At 26.0% G+C, this 18,756-nt stretch carries 14 protein-coding genes and 1 pseudogene; 10 read left to right on the top strand and 5 right to left on the bottom strand.

Annotated elements, in window-relative coordinates:
- Positions 1 to 27 precede the first annotated feature (27 nt).
- Positions 28 to 1,173, top strand: a complete 1,146-nt coding sequence (locus EPJ72_RS07555) for an ImmA/IrrE family metallo-endopeptidase (protein WP_147731580.1) — start codon at positions 28 to 30, stop codon at positions 1,171 to 1,173.
- Positions 1,174 to 1,638, top strand: coding sequence for a DUF4411 family protein (locus EPJ72_RS07550; protein WP_147731579.1), 465 nt, complete (start codon positions 1,174 to 1,176; stop codon positions 1,636 to 1,638).
- 276 nt (positions 1,639 to 1,914) lie between these two features.
- Here EPJ72_RS07550 and EPJ72_RS07545 read toward each other — a convergent pair whose 3' ends face one another.
- Entirely contained in the window at positions 1,915 to 4,350 is a 2,436-nt protein-coding gene (locus tag EPJ72_RS07545) for a hypothetical protein (RefSeq protein WP_147731578.1), read from the bottom strand.
- 629 nt (positions 4,351 to 4,979) lie between these two features.
- On the opposite strand from EPJ72_RS07545, the gene EPJ72_RS07535 reads away from it, so the two are divergent.
- The 6 genes from EPJ72_RS07535 to EPJ72_RS07510 all read left to right on the top strand — a co-directional run bounded on the left by EPJ72_RS07535 (position 4,980) and on the right by EPJ72_RS07510 (position 13,121).
- Positions 4,980 to 5,744, top strand: coding sequence for a hypothetical protein (locus tag EPJ72_RS07535; protein ID WP_147731577.1), 765 nt, complete (start codon positions 4,980 to 4,982; stop codon positions 5,742 to 5,744).
- A 14-nt stretch (positions 5,745 to 5,758) separates the two neighbouring features.
- Positions 5,759 to 6,526 (top strand): outer membrane beta-barrel protein, encoded by a 768-nt coding sequence (locus tag EPJ72_RS07530; RefSeq protein WP_147731576.1) that lies wholly within the window; start codon positions 5,759 to 5,761, stop codon positions 6,524 to 6,526.
- 28 nt (positions 6,527 to 6,554) lie between these two features.
- Positions 6,555 to 7,349, top strand: coding sequence for a hypothetical protein (locus EPJ72_RS07525; protein WP_147731575.1), 795 nt, complete (start codon positions 6,555 to 6,557; stop codon positions 7,347 to 7,349).
- A 130-nt stretch (positions 7,350 to 7,479) separates the two neighbouring features.
- The gene (locus EPJ72_RS07520; protein WP_147731574.1) at positions 7,480 to 8,592 is read left to right on the top strand and encodes a tetratricopeptide repeat protein; all 1,113 of its coding nucleotides are present in this window, start codon (positions 7,480 to 7,482) and stop codon (positions 8,590 to 8,592) included.
- Positions 8,593 to 8,626: 34 nt separating this feature from the next.
- Positions 8,627 to 11,332, top strand: a complete 2,706-nt coding sequence (locus tag EPJ72_RS07515; protein WP_147731573.1) for a DEAD/DEAH box helicase family protein — start codon at positions 8,627 to 8,629, stop codon at positions 11,330 to 11,332.
- A 4-nt stretch (positions 11,333 to 11,336) separates the two neighbouring features.
- Positions 11,337 to 13,121: a DNA methyltransferase gene (locus EPJ72_RS07510; protein WP_147731572.1), complete on the top strand. Its 1,785-nt coding sequence runs from the start codon at positions 11,337 to 11,339 to the stop codon at positions 13,119 to 13,121.
- 5 nt (positions 13,122 to 13,126) lie between these two features.
- Here the strand turns inward: EPJ72_RS07510 and EPJ72_RS07505 are convergent, their stop codons facing one another.
- Positions 13,127 to 13,708 carry an HAD family hydrolase gene (locus tag EPJ72_RS07505; protein WP_147731571.1) on the bottom strand — a complete coding sequence of 194 codons (582 nt, stop codon included), beginning with the start codon at positions 13,706 to 13,708 and terminating at the stop codon, positions 13,127 to 13,129.
- Between the two features lie 129 nt (positions 13,709 to 13,837).
- On the opposite strand from EPJ72_RS07505, the gene EPJ72_RS07500 reads away from it, so the two are divergent.
- Both EPJ72_RS07500 and trhA read left to right on the top strand, forming a co-directional pair.
- A complete protein-coding gene (locus EPJ72_RS07500; RefSeq protein WP_147731570.1) occupies positions 13,838 to 14,461 on the top strand; it encodes a hypothetical protein in 624 nt (207 codons plus the stop codon).
- An 88-nt stretch (positions 14,462 to 14,549) separates the two neighbouring features.
- Positions 14,550 to 15,230 (top strand): PAQR family membrane homeostasis protein TrhA, encoded by a 681-nt coding sequence (gene trhA, locus EPJ72_RS07495; RefSeq protein ID WP_147731569.1) that lies wholly within the window; start codon positions 14,550 to 14,552, stop codon positions 15,228 to 15,230.
- Between the two features lie 62 nt (positions 15,231 to 15,292).
- Here trhA and EPJ72_RS07490 read toward each other — a convergent pair whose 3' ends face one another.
- The 3 genes and pseudogenes from EPJ72_RS07490 to EPJ72_RS07480 all read right to left on the bottom strand — a co-directional run.
- On the bottom strand, positions 15,293 to 16,672 hold the full coding sequence (locus tag EPJ72_RS07490) for a hypothetical protein (protein ID WP_147731568.1): 1,380 nt from the start codon (positions 16,670 to 16,672) through the stop codon (positions 15,293 to 15,295).
- Positions 16,673 to 16,772: 100 nt separating this feature from the next.
- Positions 16,773 to 18,575, bottom strand: coding sequence for a motility associated factor glycosyltransferase family protein (locus EPJ72_RS07485; protein WP_147731567.1), 1,803 nt, complete (start codon positions 18,573 to 18,575; stop codon positions 16,773 to 16,775).
- Between the two features lie 26 nt (positions 18,576 to 18,601).
- Positions 18,602 to 18,756 (bottom strand): annotated as a pseudogene (locus EPJ72_RS07480) (IS1595 family transposase); the annotation flags it as partial.

Raw genomic sequence — 18,756 nt, 5'->3', positions numbered from 1 at the left:
TGTAAGATAATTAAACATATAGTTATTATGGAAGTTAAAATAAATGGAGAAATTCTTAAATGGGCTAGAGAATGTGTTAATTTGTCCATTGAAGAAGCAGTTTTAAAAACTAAATTAAAGTCATTAACCAATAATGACTTATTACAGTTCGAAAACGGAGAAAAATTTCCTAAAATAAATATAGCTAAAAATTTAGCAAAAATCTATGGAATTAATTTGGCTGTTCTATATATGCCTCGTGTTCCTAAAAACATACAACCAAAAATTAATGACTTTAGACAAATAACTAATAAACTTTCAAGAAATGCAGTTCTTTTAATTAGAAAATTAGTATCTCATCAAGAATGGTTAAAAGAATATTTAATTTCAAATGGATATAAAGAGCTAGATTTTGTTGGTATGGTATCCATAAAAAATACTTCTATCAAAGAAACTATAAAAATTATAGAAAATAAATTAAATGTTCAAGTAAATTATGATAAAGATAGTAAATTCAATTTTAATGAAATAAAAAAATCATTAGAAAATAAAAATATTTTTATATCTATAGCAAATTCTCATAATTGTAATTTTAAATATAAAGTAGAAGTTCAAGAAATTAGAGGTTTTGCAATAGCTGATAAAATAGCACCATTTATATTTATAAATTCTTCTGATTCTGATAATGCTAAATTGTTTACTTTAATACATGAACTAGTGCATATATTAATTGGAGAAACAGGAATATCTAATATATATTCAAATGATACTAAAAATAAAGTTGAAGTTTATTGTAATAAAGTAGCATCTGAATTATTAATACCAGATAAAATATTTATAAAATATTGGGAAGAATATAAAGAGGATAATATAGAAAATAAAATATTAAAATTATCAAAAAAATTCCCATCTAGTCAATTAGCTATTATAGTAAAAGCAAAATCTTTAAAATATATAGATGAAAATATTTTTCATAATTTTTTTAATAGATTTTCAAATAAAAAAATTACGAAAAATGATGATAAAAAAGGAGGAGCTGATTATTATAAAACTATAGATAAATTAAATACAAAAAAATTTGCTAATTATGTTTTAGAAGCATATCATGATAATGAAATAACTTTGAGAGATGTATATGATTTATTATCTGTAAAATCAAATAATTTGAAAAAGTATATAGATAGGACATTGTAAATGGAATATATTTATTGTTTAGATACTAACTTTTTTATTGAATTATGGAATAAACATTATAGTCCAGAAATGTTTATAGATTTTTGGGATAAATTAATAGACATCGCAAAAGATAAAAAATGTTATATACCTATTCAAGTATATGAAGAAATAATACAAATAGATGACAATGTAGAAAAATATATTAAAAGAAATAAAGATTTTTTTGTATGCAGTTATACTGAAGAAATAGAAAGCAATTTATCAAGTTTATATCAAGATGAATATACTTATAATTTGATAGATAATAAAAAATTAAAGAATTATGCTGATATATTTGTTTTAGCTTATGCCAAACATTATAATTCTATTGTAGTAACTTTTGACGGCAAATTAATAAACTGCTGTAAAAATCACAATATAGAATATATATACCCTTATGATTTTATTAAGAAAAATAATTTTAAATTTATAGTACAAAACTAAAATTACTATTTCAAAAAATCATACTTCAATTATAACCCAAATATATAAATCATCAACAATATATAAGATGATTAAAAAAAATTCTAAACGAGGGCTAACAGCCCGTATGCTAATATTATTAATATTTTTTGGTTCTTTTTATAAAAAAGAACATTTTAGGACTTTAGAAAAATATAAGATAATCCATTAATAATGTAAATGCCTTTTGCTTCTTTGGGTCACCAAAAGAACTGGGGGCGTGGGGGCAAAGCCACCACAACTAATAAAAAGCTAAAATCACTCCTTCAAAAACCCATGCTCATACACCTTAACGGCAATCTTTTGGGCAAGAATATCCATTTTAGACTTGAGGTCGGCAAGTAATGAGTTGTAAGTTTCGTCTTTAGAGGTTGGATTCATACGACCCTTGTCATTAAATTTCTGGAAAAATGCACGTATGTCATAGTAGGACGCATTAACATTAATAAGGTCGAAAGAATGATAATATTTCCATAAAGATAACCCAGCCTCAAAAACCGCATTAGCCTCACTTGAAAATTTTAAAGGATAAGACGATTTTGTATTGCTGCTAAAAAGACTGTCATTGTCTGAAATAGTTTTTTTAATCTTGCCGGAAAGGAAATCAGTCATAAAGTGAGAGGCGAAAGAGTCTTTAGCATTAAGCTCATTTTCTGTGAAGGGAATCCAATGATTAACGCCCTGCTCTGAAGAAATTTTATTCTGTGAATGAAAAAGCGTAAAAGCTAAACAATCATTTTTAAATTCTGTATCGTCCTCCCAAGTATTTTTAGGATAAAGGAACTGGTCTCTATCATTGAGCCAATCAGCTTTAATACAATGACGCACCGCAAAAAATATGCATACAGGTAAAATATTTTTTTCATTTATAAAAATAGAATGACCTTTATCTCCTATATTATGTTGTATGTACACTAAATTTTGATGCTGAAAATCTACTCTTCCAGTGTTAAACATACCAAGACATATATCTGAACTATCATATCTAAATTGACTAATCCATTTTCCTATATTAGAAAATTCATTTCCGTTTATATAAAACTTTTTTTGTGATATATAAAAATTTTTATCATCAAATACATCGACTATAATATATGATTTTTTTAATTTAGAGTTAGTATCCCATATTAAAAAACCTATAGGAAAATTTCCATTTACATTATCAAAAGTATCAGCAGGTACAATAAAACCTTTTAAAAATTTAGCTTTAAAAGTTTCTCTAAATATTATAAAATTAGTAGAGTTAACATATTTTAGAGTTGAAAAAGAAGCCAATATACAATTAGGTATTTCTTTATAAATCCTTATAAAAAACTGTGCAAAAAGTTCATTACTTGCCTTACTCATTATATCTTTATATTTATAATATGTGTTATTATCTAAAGCAACTTTCTTTTTATGTTCTCCCTTACCTATTTGAGTTTGCATATTTCCAGCCTCGGCGTAAGGTGGGTTGATATAGATTACTAATTTCTTCCTACTCTCTTCATCTTCTACTATTCGCCTCAAATCTTCTGGAAGCTTATCAAACTCATCATTCAAAAAGTCAAATTGAAATATATGATTTTCAAGCAAGTTCGCCCCATTCTTCACCCGCTCTTTCATTATCTCTGCATCTGCCTTGTCCAAAGTAGATGCCCATATGTTATATTTATTCGTAAGCCCCGCAAGCAAATTCCCCGTGCCTGCCGCACAGTCCCATATATAATATTCCTCCTGCCAATTCTCCCCCAATACTTCCGCTATATATTCCTGACTCTTTTCAACCCATATCTGCGGCGTGAAAAACGAGCCCTTTCGCTCTCTTATATCCTGCGGCACAAGTAAATCCCGCCTCTCTATTATATAATCCCAATATTCCTCTTTAGGCGGTCTTTGATACCTCTTCCAAAACTCATTATGCGACTTCTGCTTATCATAAAAATACGCTTCCTTACTCGATGCAAGCCCCATATCGTCTATTTTTCTGTCAAGCTCATAATGATCATTTTTTAGTATTACATATAGTTTTTCTTTTAATGTTAAATTATTCTCGCTTAGTAAATCCGCCAAATAAAAATCCGCATCTATTATACCAAAACTTTTAGCCCTATCCCAATCCACAGATATAGATTCTTTTACCGCATTAAGCCACTTTGAATATATATTAACAAAATTATTCTTATCAATCTGCACTTTCGATAAGGAGTTTTTACCCGCTATAAAATTAACCCTTATAAACTCTTTTAATTCTCTCTCATCATCATCAAATTTATAAATATAGCTTTCATTTTTCAAAGTATTTTCTACTAATTTATAAAGCTGTTTAAACTCTTTAGACTCATGGTCAGAAGGCGTTACATTCCAATTAAAATCATTTTGATTAAACACATCAAGCACTTTATAATACTGAATAAAAGCAATTTTCTCAGCATCAAAAGCCCCCAAGAAAGGCGGAGGCAAATGTTTATCAAATACTCTTTTCTTTCCGATAGTGAGTATAAGCTGCACAAAGGATTCATATATATCATTTTTATTTCCTTTTTTAGCTTCCGCCCACAAAAAATATTCAGTATCTTTTTTATCCGCTTCTTTTTTTGGAGCGATACTAAAATCAATCTCATCTATAATTTGAGTATTATCAAAAGAGTGAAAATAATCTCTAGCGACTTTATTTTTTAATTCTTCTTCTCTGATAGTTTTACTGTAAGACATAATAGTTATAATATTTTAATTTTCATTAAAAGTCAACGATTTCATAATAGTTTTATAGAGCCTTAATTTAATTTTACTAAAGAACTATATTTTGTTATATAAGATTTTATTTTATTCAACTTTTTCCCGCCGCAAAAAGTTGCAAAAAGTGCAAATACTACAACCTTATATTTTACAATATATTTTAGATGTAATATAACATCTAAAATTTAACCTACACCTAAATGTAGATTTTATAAAATGCAGCCTTTTTGCTTCTTTGTGGCAACAAAAGAAGTGGGGTGCGGGGCAAAGCCCTGCAAACAATAAAAAAGATAAAAATCTTATTGTTCTTTTTCCCGCCTTACGCGGTGCGGACTTCGTCAAAGTTTTTAGCTTTTGGGTACATTTCAGAAAAACTACAAGTATTCAAGTTTTATATCTAAGAAATATATATAAAATAATACCATATCTTTTTTGACTATACTTCATAAAAAGGCAGTTCTTTATAAAAAATATCCAAATCATATAAGTTCAATATAAAAAACTAATTATGTAAAAAATTATTATTTTTAATTTAAAAAAATTGTAATTATAAAGAAATTTGTTATATTTAAATAAATATTTCATATACAACAATAAAGGCAATAATGAAAAATATACTAAAAATCCTAATAACAATTCTAATATTTAGCTCTACATTATTCGCAAAAAGCGGTCTTGAAATAGCTCTATTTGTTCCTATTGGCATGAGTGTAGGCATCAATACTCACCCAGAACGCCAAACAAATATGAATCAAAACACATATGATAACTATATATCAAACAATACAAGAAATACATTCGTTGGTTTTGAAACAGGTGCTTTGGTGCAAATTGGATATAAATTAGATATTAATAGAACTTCGAGCTTTAGTTTTTTAGCTGAATTGGGATACAGCAGAGATACATTCAATTACAAGTTAAAAGATACAGAAACTAATTCACAAGCAATAAGAATGGAAAACTACAGAAATTACACTTTTGATAGTTTTTTAATTGGAGTGCTTCCTAAATTTAATTATAAAAGATTTTCTATAGGTATAGGTGCCGGAGTTAAAATTGCTTTAGCTGGAACTATAAATAATTCAAGCTATAATTCTCTGCTTGGATATTCTACAGAAAAACTTCAAATAATAAATACTAAAAACTACAAAGATTATTTTAACTCAAATATAATACCATATATTAAATTAGCAGTGGATTATAGTATTTACACTTCTAAGAAATTTGATTTTGTACTTGGAGGATATGTCGCTTATGATTTTCCGCTTACATATACACCAAAAAATGCTGATTTAACAAAAATAGTGCCGGATAAAATATCTAGTTTTGATATAGGATTTAATATCGGCGTAAAAATAAGACCTTTATAATAAAGAGAGATTAAATGAGATTTTTTAAAATATTAATAATAATGTTAGTTTTATCAATAAATGCATTTGCTAAAAACAGCCTTGAAATTGGAATATTTGTGCCGTTAGGAATTGGAGTTGGAATAAATCAGTATTCTCTTACAAATGAAAACCCTACTCCGCAGCAAGAGACTAATTTTAACAACATTGTAAAAAAAGAAAATAGAAAATCTGGAGTTGGTTTTGATTCTGGAGTTTTATTAAATATAGGGTATAGATTTAATATTAATAAAAATATGAGTTTTAGTTTATTAGGTGAAATAGGCTATTCTCATGATGAGTTTTCTTTTTTTAGAGGAGATGATAATAATAAAAATACTTCAGTTTATATGTTTGAAAGTATTGTTTTTGGAATATATCCAAAATTAAATTGGAAAAAATTCTCTTTTGGTTTGGCAGGCGGAGTAAAAGTGCCTTTATATGTTAGATCTGTTTCTTCATATTATAATTATACAAAAAATGAAATTGATAGAAACATAGAAAATTATAATGCTTCTCAAGTAAAAAATATATTTAATCTTCCTATAATACCATATATAAAATTTTCAGTTGACTATTCTATTTATACAGATAAAAAAATCAATTTTGTTTTAGGCGGATACGTTGGATACGATTTTGGACTTTCACTAAAAAAGCCTCTTTTAAATAATCAAAATCCAAATCTAACAAAATTAATGAAACAAAATATATCAAGCTTTGACATAGGTTTTCAAGTGGGCATAAAAATATTGCCAAATTATTAAATTTATATTTAAGTTTTAAGGAGCAAAAATGAAAAAAACACTATTTATAATATTAAGCTTATTTACAATGATATTATTTCTATTAAGCTGTAATAATAATTCCTTGAAACCAGATGCCTATACAAAAGAAGAAATAAATAAAAAATATCCTTATTGGGACGTTGGAGTTGCTGAGTTTAAGATAGCAGAAGATTTGACTAATTATGCCACTATAACAGTAGAAGAGAAACGTTTTATATTAAGATGTATGGCACTTATGAGAGTGGCTGTAAATACTACAGAGTTTCCTGCAGAAGTAAATAAAAATAAAAATAAGTTAGTCTCTTCGGTTGAAGCAAGGTATGGAAATGCCTTAATAAAAAAAGGCGACAACTATGACCCTAATATAATGGTTGAAGTTATACGTTCTCTTCAATATACTAATTTCATATACGAAAAAAGGTCTACTAGAGGAGTTGCTCTTGGTGCTCTTGGTCAATCAAGATATGTGCGTTATTTAGGAGGACAAGCCCCTAATCAAATTCCTACTGCCAATTGGGTTGGTTTTGAAAATGCTAATTGGATTAAATGGTCTTATGGTTATGCTAGTTTTTCTGGTTTAATGTTTCATGAGCATATGCATAATATAGGCTTTAATCATGTAGGAGGTCATGATGTACCTAGTACTCTTCAAAATATTATGACAGATTTAATGAATCGAATATTAAACGGCGATTTAAAAAGCAAATATGCTAAGGCTTTAGATGAACTTACTGCTTATTACTATACTCAATATAAACATCTACTTTTAGAAGACAGTGTTTTTGACCCAAGTAAGAAATAACATTTTTTTACTTACCATAATATTTAATTGATAACTTATTTCAAGCATTCATATAATCAAAAAATACTTAAAGTAAGTTATCATAATTCCGAAAAGTTATGTAAACTATACACAAGGACTATCATTAAAAATGAAAGATAATATAGCTTCCAATGCTTACAGTCTCATAAGAAGAAAAAAATATAAGAAAGCTAAAGATTTACTTTTATCTAATAGAACTGCATTAAACCGCGACCCTAATGCTCTTGCTATGCTTGCTTTTGCTAATATATTTTTGAAAGACTTTTATGCTGCTGAAGAAGTATCTAGAAAGGCACTTAGAGAGGATAGTTTTTGTGTGAATGCCATGCTTGCAAAAGGATATATTAGTTTACATAATGGACACAGAGAAAATGCTTTAAGAGAGTATTTTAGAATATTAGAGCTTGACCCTCAAAACAAAATAGCTAAAGACAATATTGAAAGAGTAAGATTTTTAACTAATAATGCTAAAGGAAATGAAATTAACCCCAAAGCATATATTTTAGGAAAAAGAGAAATATCTATATTAAAGCTCCTCATTATTATACCAATAATTTTTGTTATATCTTTTTTATCATATTTAGCAATAGACAGAGTATATCCTGCTGTAAAATATATATTATTAGACAAAGAGCAAAAAGAGCTTAGAGAGAAATTAGAAAATGTATATTTATTTGAAGGACTTGAAGACGGGAAGATTCCAGAGAGTGCAAAGAGCCCTACCTACTCTCCTAAAGAAGTAGCAGATATGTTTGACAAAGCAAAAAAGAATATGAGAAGTGCATCAGTTAATGAAGCAGTTATGATAATAAACGGTGCATTAAAAAGCGACATTAACGAATATTTAAAAGAGAGATTTAGAGTTTTAAAAGAGTTTGTAATAGCACCAGATTATAATATCTTTAGAGAAAGTCCAGATTATCTTACAGTAGTAGGCAACTATGAATTATACAACGGCGGATATGTAAAATGGAAAGCGGACGTAAACAGCATATCAAAAACTAATATAGACGGAGTACCAAAAAACAAAGCAAGAATATTAGTATATGACCACAACGCAGAAAACATAGCAGGCGTTGCTGACTTAATATACAATGTAACATTAAATCTAGAGCCAAAGAACTATATAGAAGTTTACGGCAAAGTATTGGGCTACGACAACAAACAAAAATCTATACAGTTAGAAGCCCAAGTAATAAAGTATTTGCCTAAGAAGAAGTAATTAATATATATTAAAGTCTCATAAAGGTATTTAAATGTTATCTAATATGTTACAAAATATTATACAATCTGAAATAGGAAGAAAAACTATTGAAAAAATTGAAATACCTATTTCTATTACTAAAAATATAAAAAATACTTTAAGACCATATCAAATAAATAGTTTACAGTATTTTATAGCATATTTAAATGAATATGATAATAATGAAAATCAGCATTTAATGTTTAATATGGCTACAGGAAGCGGTAAAACATTAATAATGGCTTCTTTGATACTTTATTTATATGAAAAAGGCTATAGAAATTTTTTATTCTTTGTAAATTCTGTAAATATTATAGATAAAACAAGAGAAAATTTTTTTAATATATCAAGTAATAAATATCTTTTTAATAGTGAAATAATAATTAATAATAAAAATATTGAAATAAAAGAAGTTAATAATTTTGATTATTCAGATGATTATAATATAAATATATTTGTAACTTCTATACAATATTTACATAATTTATTAAAAGAAAATAAAGAAAATGCTTTTGATATAACAAATTTACAAGATAAAAAGATTGTTATATTAGCAGATGAAGCACATCATTTTAATGCAGAAACATCTAAAAATAAAATTCCACAGAAAGAACTTTTTGAAGAAGAAAAATCAAATGAAAATTGGGAAAATACTGTACAAACTATATTTCAATCTAACAAAGATAATTTTTTACTTGAATTTACAGCTACTATAGATTATGAAAATAGTTTTATAGTTGATAAATATTTGGATAAAACAATATTTAAATATGATTTATTAAAATTCAGACAAGATTTATATTCTAAAGAAATTGATATAATACAAAATGATGTTGATAAAAAATATTTAATGCTTGGTGCTGTTATAGTTAGTGAATATAGAAGAGAAATAGCATCTAATAACGGTATAGATTTAAAGCCGATAATTTTATTTAAAGCACATAAACTTATAAAAGAATCTCAAGAAAACCAAGAAATATTTAATGATTTAATAGATAATCTAAAAGAAAAAGATATTGATAAATTATACAAATCTAATCTTAAAGAAAATGATAAAAAAGATATCATATATAAAGCTATAGGATATTTTAAAAATAAATATAAAGATTTTGATATTTTTATAAGCAGAATAAAAGAAGCTTTTAAAAAAGAATATCAATTAATAACTAATGAAAAAACTAAATCATCAGAAGAAAAAAATGATAAAGATAGTAAGGAAATGTCAAAACAAAATAAATTGTTAAATACACTTGAGAATAAAGACAATCCTATAAGGGTTATTTTTAGTGTTAATAAATTAAATGAAGGCTGGGACGTTTTAAATTTATTTGATATAGTTAGGTTGTATGAAAAAAGAGACCCAGATACAAAAAATAAAAAAGCTGGAAAAACTGCAATAAGCGAAGCTCAGCTAATAGGAAGAGGAGCAAGATATTATCCTTTAAAAATAGATTATTATAATGATGATGAAATATATAAAAGAAAATATGATAAAGATTTGGATAGTGATAAAAGAATATTAGAAACATTATATTATCATAGTATAAAAGACAGCAGATATATATCAGAATTGAGAACTGTATTAAGAGAGCATGGTCTTTTAGATGATGTATATTGCAGAGAAGAAGATTTTAAACTCAAAGAAAATGCAAAAAAATATGCTGATACAAATTTTATATTTTCTAATAAAAAAGAAGAAAAGAGCAGATTATACAAGGAAGATAAAACATTAGTAGGAAATAAAAAATCTTTTGAGGATATTAGAACTCATCTTAATAATATTACATTTGAATATATTTGTAAAACTGGTTCAAGAAAAACAGAACATGCTATTAATGAAGAAAAAAATTTAACAGAAAGTGAAAAACTTCAAAATCTTAAAAGAGAATCTTTGGGAAAGCCTAAACATATAAGTTTTAGAGATATTAAAGATTATATAAAAATTAATGCTTGGTATAAAATGAATTACGGATTTGATAAACTTAAACCGAAATTCCAAGATTTAAAAAATATAGGAGAATTATTTGAGAATTTAAGGGATATAAAATTTATATTTTTTAATTTAAATGATAAATATATAAATATAAATGATGAATATATTAACTTCCTTACAACAGATTTTTATCCTAAATTAATTAAAATAATTGATGAAAATTATAGTGAATATGTAGGAACAAAAGATTTCTATCCTAAATTAATTAAAGATATATTTAGAGCTAAAAAGAAAAAAATATACGATGAAAAATTATGTGCCAATATGGAAAACATAGAATATTATGCACAAAATATTTTATACGCTGATAGTGATTTAGAAATAGATTTTTCTACAAAGCATATTTATGAAGTTATAGAATATCTAAAAAATAAAAGCTATAGCAATATATATTTATTTAGAAATGACCAAGATTTAGCTATATATAATTTTGATAATGGGGCAGCTTTTTACCCTGATTTTATCTTGATATGCGAATATAAAAAAGAGCAAATTCATTATCAAGTATTTTTAGAGCCTAAAGGAAAACATCTAGAATCTTCACCAGAAGAAAAAGCAAAACAAGATTTTTTACTATCTATAAAAAACAATAGTAATTTAAATAAAGATACTTTTGAGCTTGATACAGATAAATATATTTTATTTGGTATGAGATTTTTTACAGACAATGATAATAATAATTCTCAAAAATGGAATGATGAATTGAAAAATGAATTTAAAGGATAATTAAATGGAATATATACATGACTATTTAAAAAAATTATTAAAAAAAAATAATAGCTATATAGGAGAAGATGGAGATTTATTAATATCAAAAATAGCTGAAGATGCAAGACTTTATAATTCAGAATTAATAAAATTTCTGCTTAATGATAAAAGATGCAAAGATTATTTTTTTGAAAAAATAGATGATGTAACTATTTTTAAATCAGAAGATTTTAGAATATGTATAAATGATGCAAGATTTTTAGGAAATAGTTTTACAAAATACGGAAATAAAATAGGATTAATAACTGACAGAACAACAGAAAAAATAATGAATGAAGATTATGTTGTATTAAGTTATCCTTATAAAGACTGCACTCTTGATGGAGGAATGACAAAAACAGAGGCAAAAAGAACAAACAGAAAAGAAACAATGATAAATAATATTCTTTTTAAAGAGGACATACATAAATTAAAAAGCCCTAAAGCATTTAAAAATTTTAAGAAATATAGTTTTGAAAATGGAAAAGTAAAAGAAGAAGCACCTGCAGCTATAAAAGGCAATGAAAATATAATTATTAACGGCAATAACTTTGCAGCTTTATGCAGTTTGAAAGCAAAATTTGCAGGTAAGATAAAATTAATATATATAGACCCTCCATATAACACAGGAAGCGATACATTTTCTTATAATGATAATTTTAATCATAGTGCTTGGCTTGTATTTATGAAAGACAGACTGCAATTAGCTAGAGAATTATTAAGAGATGACGGCAGCATATATATAAATATAGATTATAATGAAGTACATTATTTAAAAGTATTAATGGATGAAATTTTTGGTAGAGATAATTTCATTACTCAAATTATATGGAGGATGGGGTTTTTATCTGGATTTAAAACAAAAGCAAAAAAATTTATCAGAAATTATGATACAATTCTATTTTATTCTAAAACAAATAACTATCTGTTTAATAAAATTTATATAAAAAATGAAGATTTTGCACCATTATTAACAAAAACTGAAATTAAAGAAATGCTAGAAAATTTTAACTTAGATAGTAAAAATGATATAGTTAATAACTATTATTTATTTATTAATCATACAAATAGAGCTGAAAAATATATTTTGGAAGATACTTGGAATTGCAATAAATGGGATAAATTAAATTCTATTTCTATTGATAGTTCTACTTCTAGAGTAGAAGAAACAATGTTATTTAATGGTGAAAATTTTAAAGGACAAAAACCAGAAAGATTATTACAAAGAATAATTGCATCTTCAACAAATGAAAATGACATTGTTCTTGATTTCTTTGCGGGGTCGGGTACTGCTTTAGCCGTTGCTCATAAAATGAATAGGCAATATATAGGGGTTGAGCAGATAGGGGAGCATTTTGATATTTGTGTGGAAAGGCTTAAAAAAGTTATTGAAGGCGATAGTTCAGGCATTTCTAAAAATGTTAATTGGCAGGGCGGAGGAGAATTTATTACTTTTGATATTGCTTCATATAATGCTGATTGGGCAGAAAAAATAAAAAAACTAAAAGATGATAAAGAGTTAAAAGAAACATTTGAAGATATGAAAGATAAATCCTTAATTAACCATAGGCTTCAAATAGATTATTTTGAAAATAAAACTCTTGAAGATGATAAAGAGTTTTTGTCTTTAGATTTAGAAAGAAAAAAAGAGATTTTATTAGATTTGCTTGATAAAAATATGTTTTATGTACCTTTTTCTGAAATGAAAGATAAAACTTTTAAATTATCTGATGATGATATTGAGTTATCTGATGATTTTTACTCATAAAAGTATTATACCCACTTCTCTACCTTCAGCACCCATGCCCCGCTCGCGTATGCCGCTTCTAAGCCAACTTCGCTGTCTTCAAAGATTATTGTATCTTTGTTTGATACATTGAAACAATCCATGCACTTAAAAAATATCTCTGGGTGAGGCTTTTTGTTTATTATGTCTGCACCTGTTAAAACTAAGTCAAACGCTTCTTCTAATTTAAACGCTTTTAATATGCCGTATACTCCGTTTGGTGAGGCTGTGGTTGCTAGTGCTAGTTTTTTCTTACCCCTATTTGATAATATTGTTTCGCAAATAAAAGGGTGAATGTCTAAAAGATTGAGATTGTTTAAATATATTTCTTCTTTTTTAGTATGTATCTTCTCAATTAAAGCGTCTTTATCTTTTGTTATTTTATTTAAATCCAATATATTAGATACAAAAGTTTTGTAATGTAAGCCAAAGCATTTATTATAATAATATTCTTCGTCAAGCTCTATATTAAACGCTCTAAAAGCATTGCTGTATGAATAATAATTCAAATAAGCACTGTCGATTAAAGTACCGTCCATATCAAATATTAAGAGTTTTATATCCGTCATAATTAAACCTTATAATTTTTTGAATATTAATTATAGCATAAAGATAAATTTTTTACATTAATATTTATTCTATAATTATAATATTGTATAATTCTAATATAATATATATAATATCACTAAAAAACAACTATGAAAATATACACATTACTATTATTAACATTATTTGTAATATCCTCATGTACAACCCCACCAAAAAAAGATATAAATAATGAAGAAGCTCAAATGTGGATTGAAGAGTCAAAAAATAAAATAGTAATAGATAATTTTCAAAATACATATAGATTTGATAAAAACTCTAATATAGACATCATAATATACAGCTACTCTAACCCTACAAAATACAATCTTTTAAAAATGTCAGAAAAAAATAAAGCTGTATATTATACCAAAACAAAAAGGCAAAGCTTCATATTAGGCTCACTTCCCGCATTTAATTTATATAATTTATTAGAAACTAAAAAAGTATATGACCCAATGTATTTAACTGTAGATTTTAATTATAGTAGGAATTTCAAAAATAACACTATATACAGATTTAAAGGATTTGTAATAGAAAGCGGAAACCTATATATAGCAAATAATTATAATAAATATTATATAGAAAAATTAGAAAATTGGCTTAATAAAAACGGTTATGGAAAAGATTTATATTGGAAGCCATACAATAGTGCTAATTGGAATGAATATCCTATACCAACAGAAGATGATATAGACTGGGATAATGTTTTTTTATTAGGAAAACTAGAAAAATAGTTATAATATGCTATAGAAAATAGTAACTTTCTTTTATTGTTATATACTCCTAATTAAGTTAAATTAAGCACAACAATTAGGAGGTATCATGACAGTTAGTTCAAAATGCATTGAAAATATTAAAAATACTAAAAAAAACACTCAAAAAATAGGAGAATTATATTCAGCTATTTCGCATAGTGTGGGAGCTTTACTCTCAATAGCTGGATTTGTTCTTATGCTTATAAAAGTAAATAAAAACTATGTGCTTCCTGTGGTAGTTTATGGTGTTGGTATTACATTACTATATACATTCAGCTCTCTATATCACTTTTTCCCAGATGGCAAAGTAAAAAAACTATTTCGTAAATTTGACCACATAGGCATATATATTTTTATAGCAGCAACATACACGCCGCTATGCATATTTTCACTTCCAAAAAATGTAGGAATGCTTATATTATCTGTGATATGGGTATGTGCATTAATCGGTGTAATATCGAACACTATTTTAATATATAAAAGCCCAATACTCACAATAATTTTATACATTTCTATGGGTTGGATTATTGCTTTTGCTTTCAAACCTCTTTTAAAGGAGTTTAATATACTTCATTTAAGCTGGTTAATATGGGGAGGAATATTTTATACTATAGGGGCATTCTTATATGCATTAGGAAAAAAGTATCAGTATAAAACTAAACAATTCACCCATGACATATTTCATATATTTGTATTAATGGGCTCATTCTCTCATTACTGGTTTTTATACCAATATGTGATTTCTTGATATACAAAAAGGGCTGCTCTAAATATTTAGGAGTAGCCCTTGATTTTTTTATTATTTATATATTATCTCATTATAGTATCATAATAATTAACTATGTACCAATACTCACCCATCTTTCTTAATATAAATATTCTTTTTACTGTAGGGTCATAAACATCACCAGTATTTATATTGAAGAATCTATTATACATAGTAACTTCAACTTGAGCTCTTTTAAGTCCATACTCTTCTGTGATAGTAACTTTATCAACAGTATAGTTTAATAAAGTATATACACTTCCAGCATCATATTCTTTAGCCATCATATCCAAAACCATAGTATAATGATTTTTCAATGCAGCATCTTTTGTTGAAATAATATTTCTTCTTAATTCTGTCATAAACTGATTTCTAAGATTTCTATCATAAGCAGAAGCTAAATATTTTTTAAACTCATCAAATAAAGCTTTTTTCTCTTCAGGCAAAGAAGTTCTATAGAGAATATCAAATCTTATAGCAAGCTCTCTAATATTTTCTGATTTATAAGCATTTTCTAAATCATTTAAGAAATTATTTCCAAAATTAGTTCTTATCATATTAACGCTGACAGTATCAGAGAATTGTTCTCTTAAGAAATTTTGAAAACTTAATCTATCAGCTTTTTGATATATTCCAGTATCAGTAAAATCTTCAAGATAAGTATTGCTGTAATTTCTTCTATAAGCCTCACTATATCTTTGACTTATACTAATAATAGAAGGCATATGCATATAATTAAAATAGTTACTCCATTCTTTTCTTTTCATAGCATCTAAAGTATATGTAATAACCTCATCAGGATAATATACAGGCAAAGCAGAAGCATTATTAGTAGAAGCTCTAGCAACAACGATATTATTTGTAGACTGAGCTGATGCTGCTCTTACAGGTTCATCAATAAAGAAATAAGCATCATCTGCTATAATAATATATTTTTCGGTTAAATCAGGCATAGGATTAAAAGTTGCTTCTATTCTATATCTTCCAGACTTTGTAAAATAAAACCAATTATTTAAATCTATAAAAAATGAATAACTTTCTCCCTCTCTTAATGTAATTATTCTATCTTTTGAATTATCTATAGTTCTATCATTTTGATATTTCCATAAAGTATAATTATCTGATGAAACAACTTTATTATTATAATTATCATAAACTGTAAACTTATAATTATTAAAAGGATTAATAGAATTAGTAAAACTTATTTCTCCTTTTTGAGCATATATTTTAATTTCCATAGTTATAGGTTCATTTAATCTATATCTATTTAAGTCAAAATTCATGCTAATATTAAATGAATTAGGAGCCACTATTTCATCATTAGGATATATTCTCTCAACTTCATTTAATACTATCTCATCTAAAAAATTATCCTGCGCAAAAAGTATAGAAAAACTAAATATAAAAAGTATTATATATTTCATACAACATTACCTTAAAAAATACTACTATAATAGTTTATCGACAAAAGCAAAAATAACATAAGGAAATTATATATATTTTATATATAAATATAATAAAGTTTCATAATTCTTTATTTATCTTTATCAAAGCCCTACTTATTATATAATGATTATAATCAATACTGTCTTTCATAGCCTCATAAAGTTTAAAAGAGCCTACTATAGATTTATCATAATCGCTCTCTTCAAACTCAAAGCCCTCTGTAATGGATTTTATAACTCTCTGCATAGTAACACCCAAAAACTCATTGATTTTGCTTATATTAAGTATCTTTATGTCGGATTCGCTTAACTTCTCTAAAAGTTTGTCTACTTTTCTATGCCTTTTTAATTCGCTATTAATTTCATCGCATAATTTAATGGCATTTAATACATAAGGTTTAAGTTCCATTATTTCAGCATCTATTTTCTCTAAACCTGTTTTTATGCTTGATAATATTTCATTTTTTTTATTTACTTCTTCAGAGTTTTTATCTATTTCTATATAAATATTATCAAGTTTTTTAAGAAGCTCATCAACTGTAATATTTTCCATTGCCTTGATTATTACTCCGCCTTCTGTGGCATTATAGAATTTTTTACTACTGTTTAATTTGCATTGCTCCTCATACCAATTTCTATACATATCAAAACGAGAATCTGTAAACACGCTCTCCCCATAAACATTTTTCTCTTCTCTCAAATTGCCAGAAACAAGTACTTTATATATTCTACTATCATAAGAATCAAGCTTTCCTATCTCTGTGAAGAAATTCTCTTCATGATAGCTTCCTTTTATATGAGTTTGATGATTAGGAAAAGATAAATCAAGCCCAAGCATTATTATAGGGTTAGCACCAATTCTAATAGCAAAGTCATATGCTGCAGTAGAAACACTTCCACCCATAGTAATATCTCCCCTTTTTCCTAAAGGCTTCATAAAATATTTAGCAAGAGGAAATATAGAATCTAAAAAATATATAGCCCCCTTAAAAGATGATATAGCCTCATTATCAACAGAAGATTCTGCTATCAAAACAGTATCTTTAAAATTGATGTTTCTAAAATATTTTGAGTTCTTTTTTTGTGGGTCAATAGTTATAACAAAGTGCGGTGATATATTATGACTAGATAATGGCTTCATCGCAGTATCTACAGCTATTATTATTGCCTTATCTTTTAATTCTTTTAACTTTCTAATATTTTTCTCTAATGAAGGACCAGCAGAAACTACTACAGCTGGAATATTTTTATATTTATCAAAAAACTTATTTACTCCATAATGAGTTGCTATCTCTACTACATTTGATGCTATATTATAAGCCCATAATTTATCGAATCTTAAAATTGTGTTTATATTAATAGTTTTTTTATCTATTATAGATAGTACTTTTGTTTGATAAAATAAAGCATCATCTGTAAATAAATTGCTATAAGACCTTGTAATAAAAAATTTTACTTTTTTAGTAGTTTTTAAGGATATAAATTTCTCTATATCTTCAATGTCATTTCCGCCAATAAAAAATGTAATCTTACTGTCTTCTAATATTTTATCTAACTTAAAATTATCAATAAGCAAATTAAAAAAAATAATAGAAGGCTCAATTACAACTATATTGATATTAATCTTTTTTATAGCATTGATTAAATACCCACCTCCAATACCAAATATAAATACCATATCAATATCATCTTCTATTTCTTTAATTAAAGTATTAGCCTCTTTTATAGGGTCATAAGCACTATGAAGCAAAACGCTCTTTCCATTCTTTACAACTTTTGCAGAAAGGTTTTTAGATTTTGTTTCAATAACCTCTAAAGAAATATCATCTTCTTTTTTAGCATTATCAAGTAAATCTAAAAAATTAATAGGATATGCTTTTATATTTTTTTTGGGGCTGTCCTAGATAACTAAAAAAGCTCCTTTCTTGCTAAATTATATATAATTTCCAACTGTTTGTCAACTTTTGGATTATTAAATCTAAATTGACACTCTTTAATAAATAAGTGAAAATGTTCTTTTGGTATTCCATTAAATTTACGAAGATGTCTCTTTGCTTGATTCC

Origin of the sequence: Brachyspira pilosicoli, from assembly GCF_008016535.1 — a bacterium.
GTDB lineage: Bacteria > Spirochaetota > Brachyspiria > Brachyspirales > Brachyspiraceae > Brachyspira > Brachyspira pilosicoli_A.
This window is presented reverse-complemented; position numbering and strand designations above follow the sequence as displayed.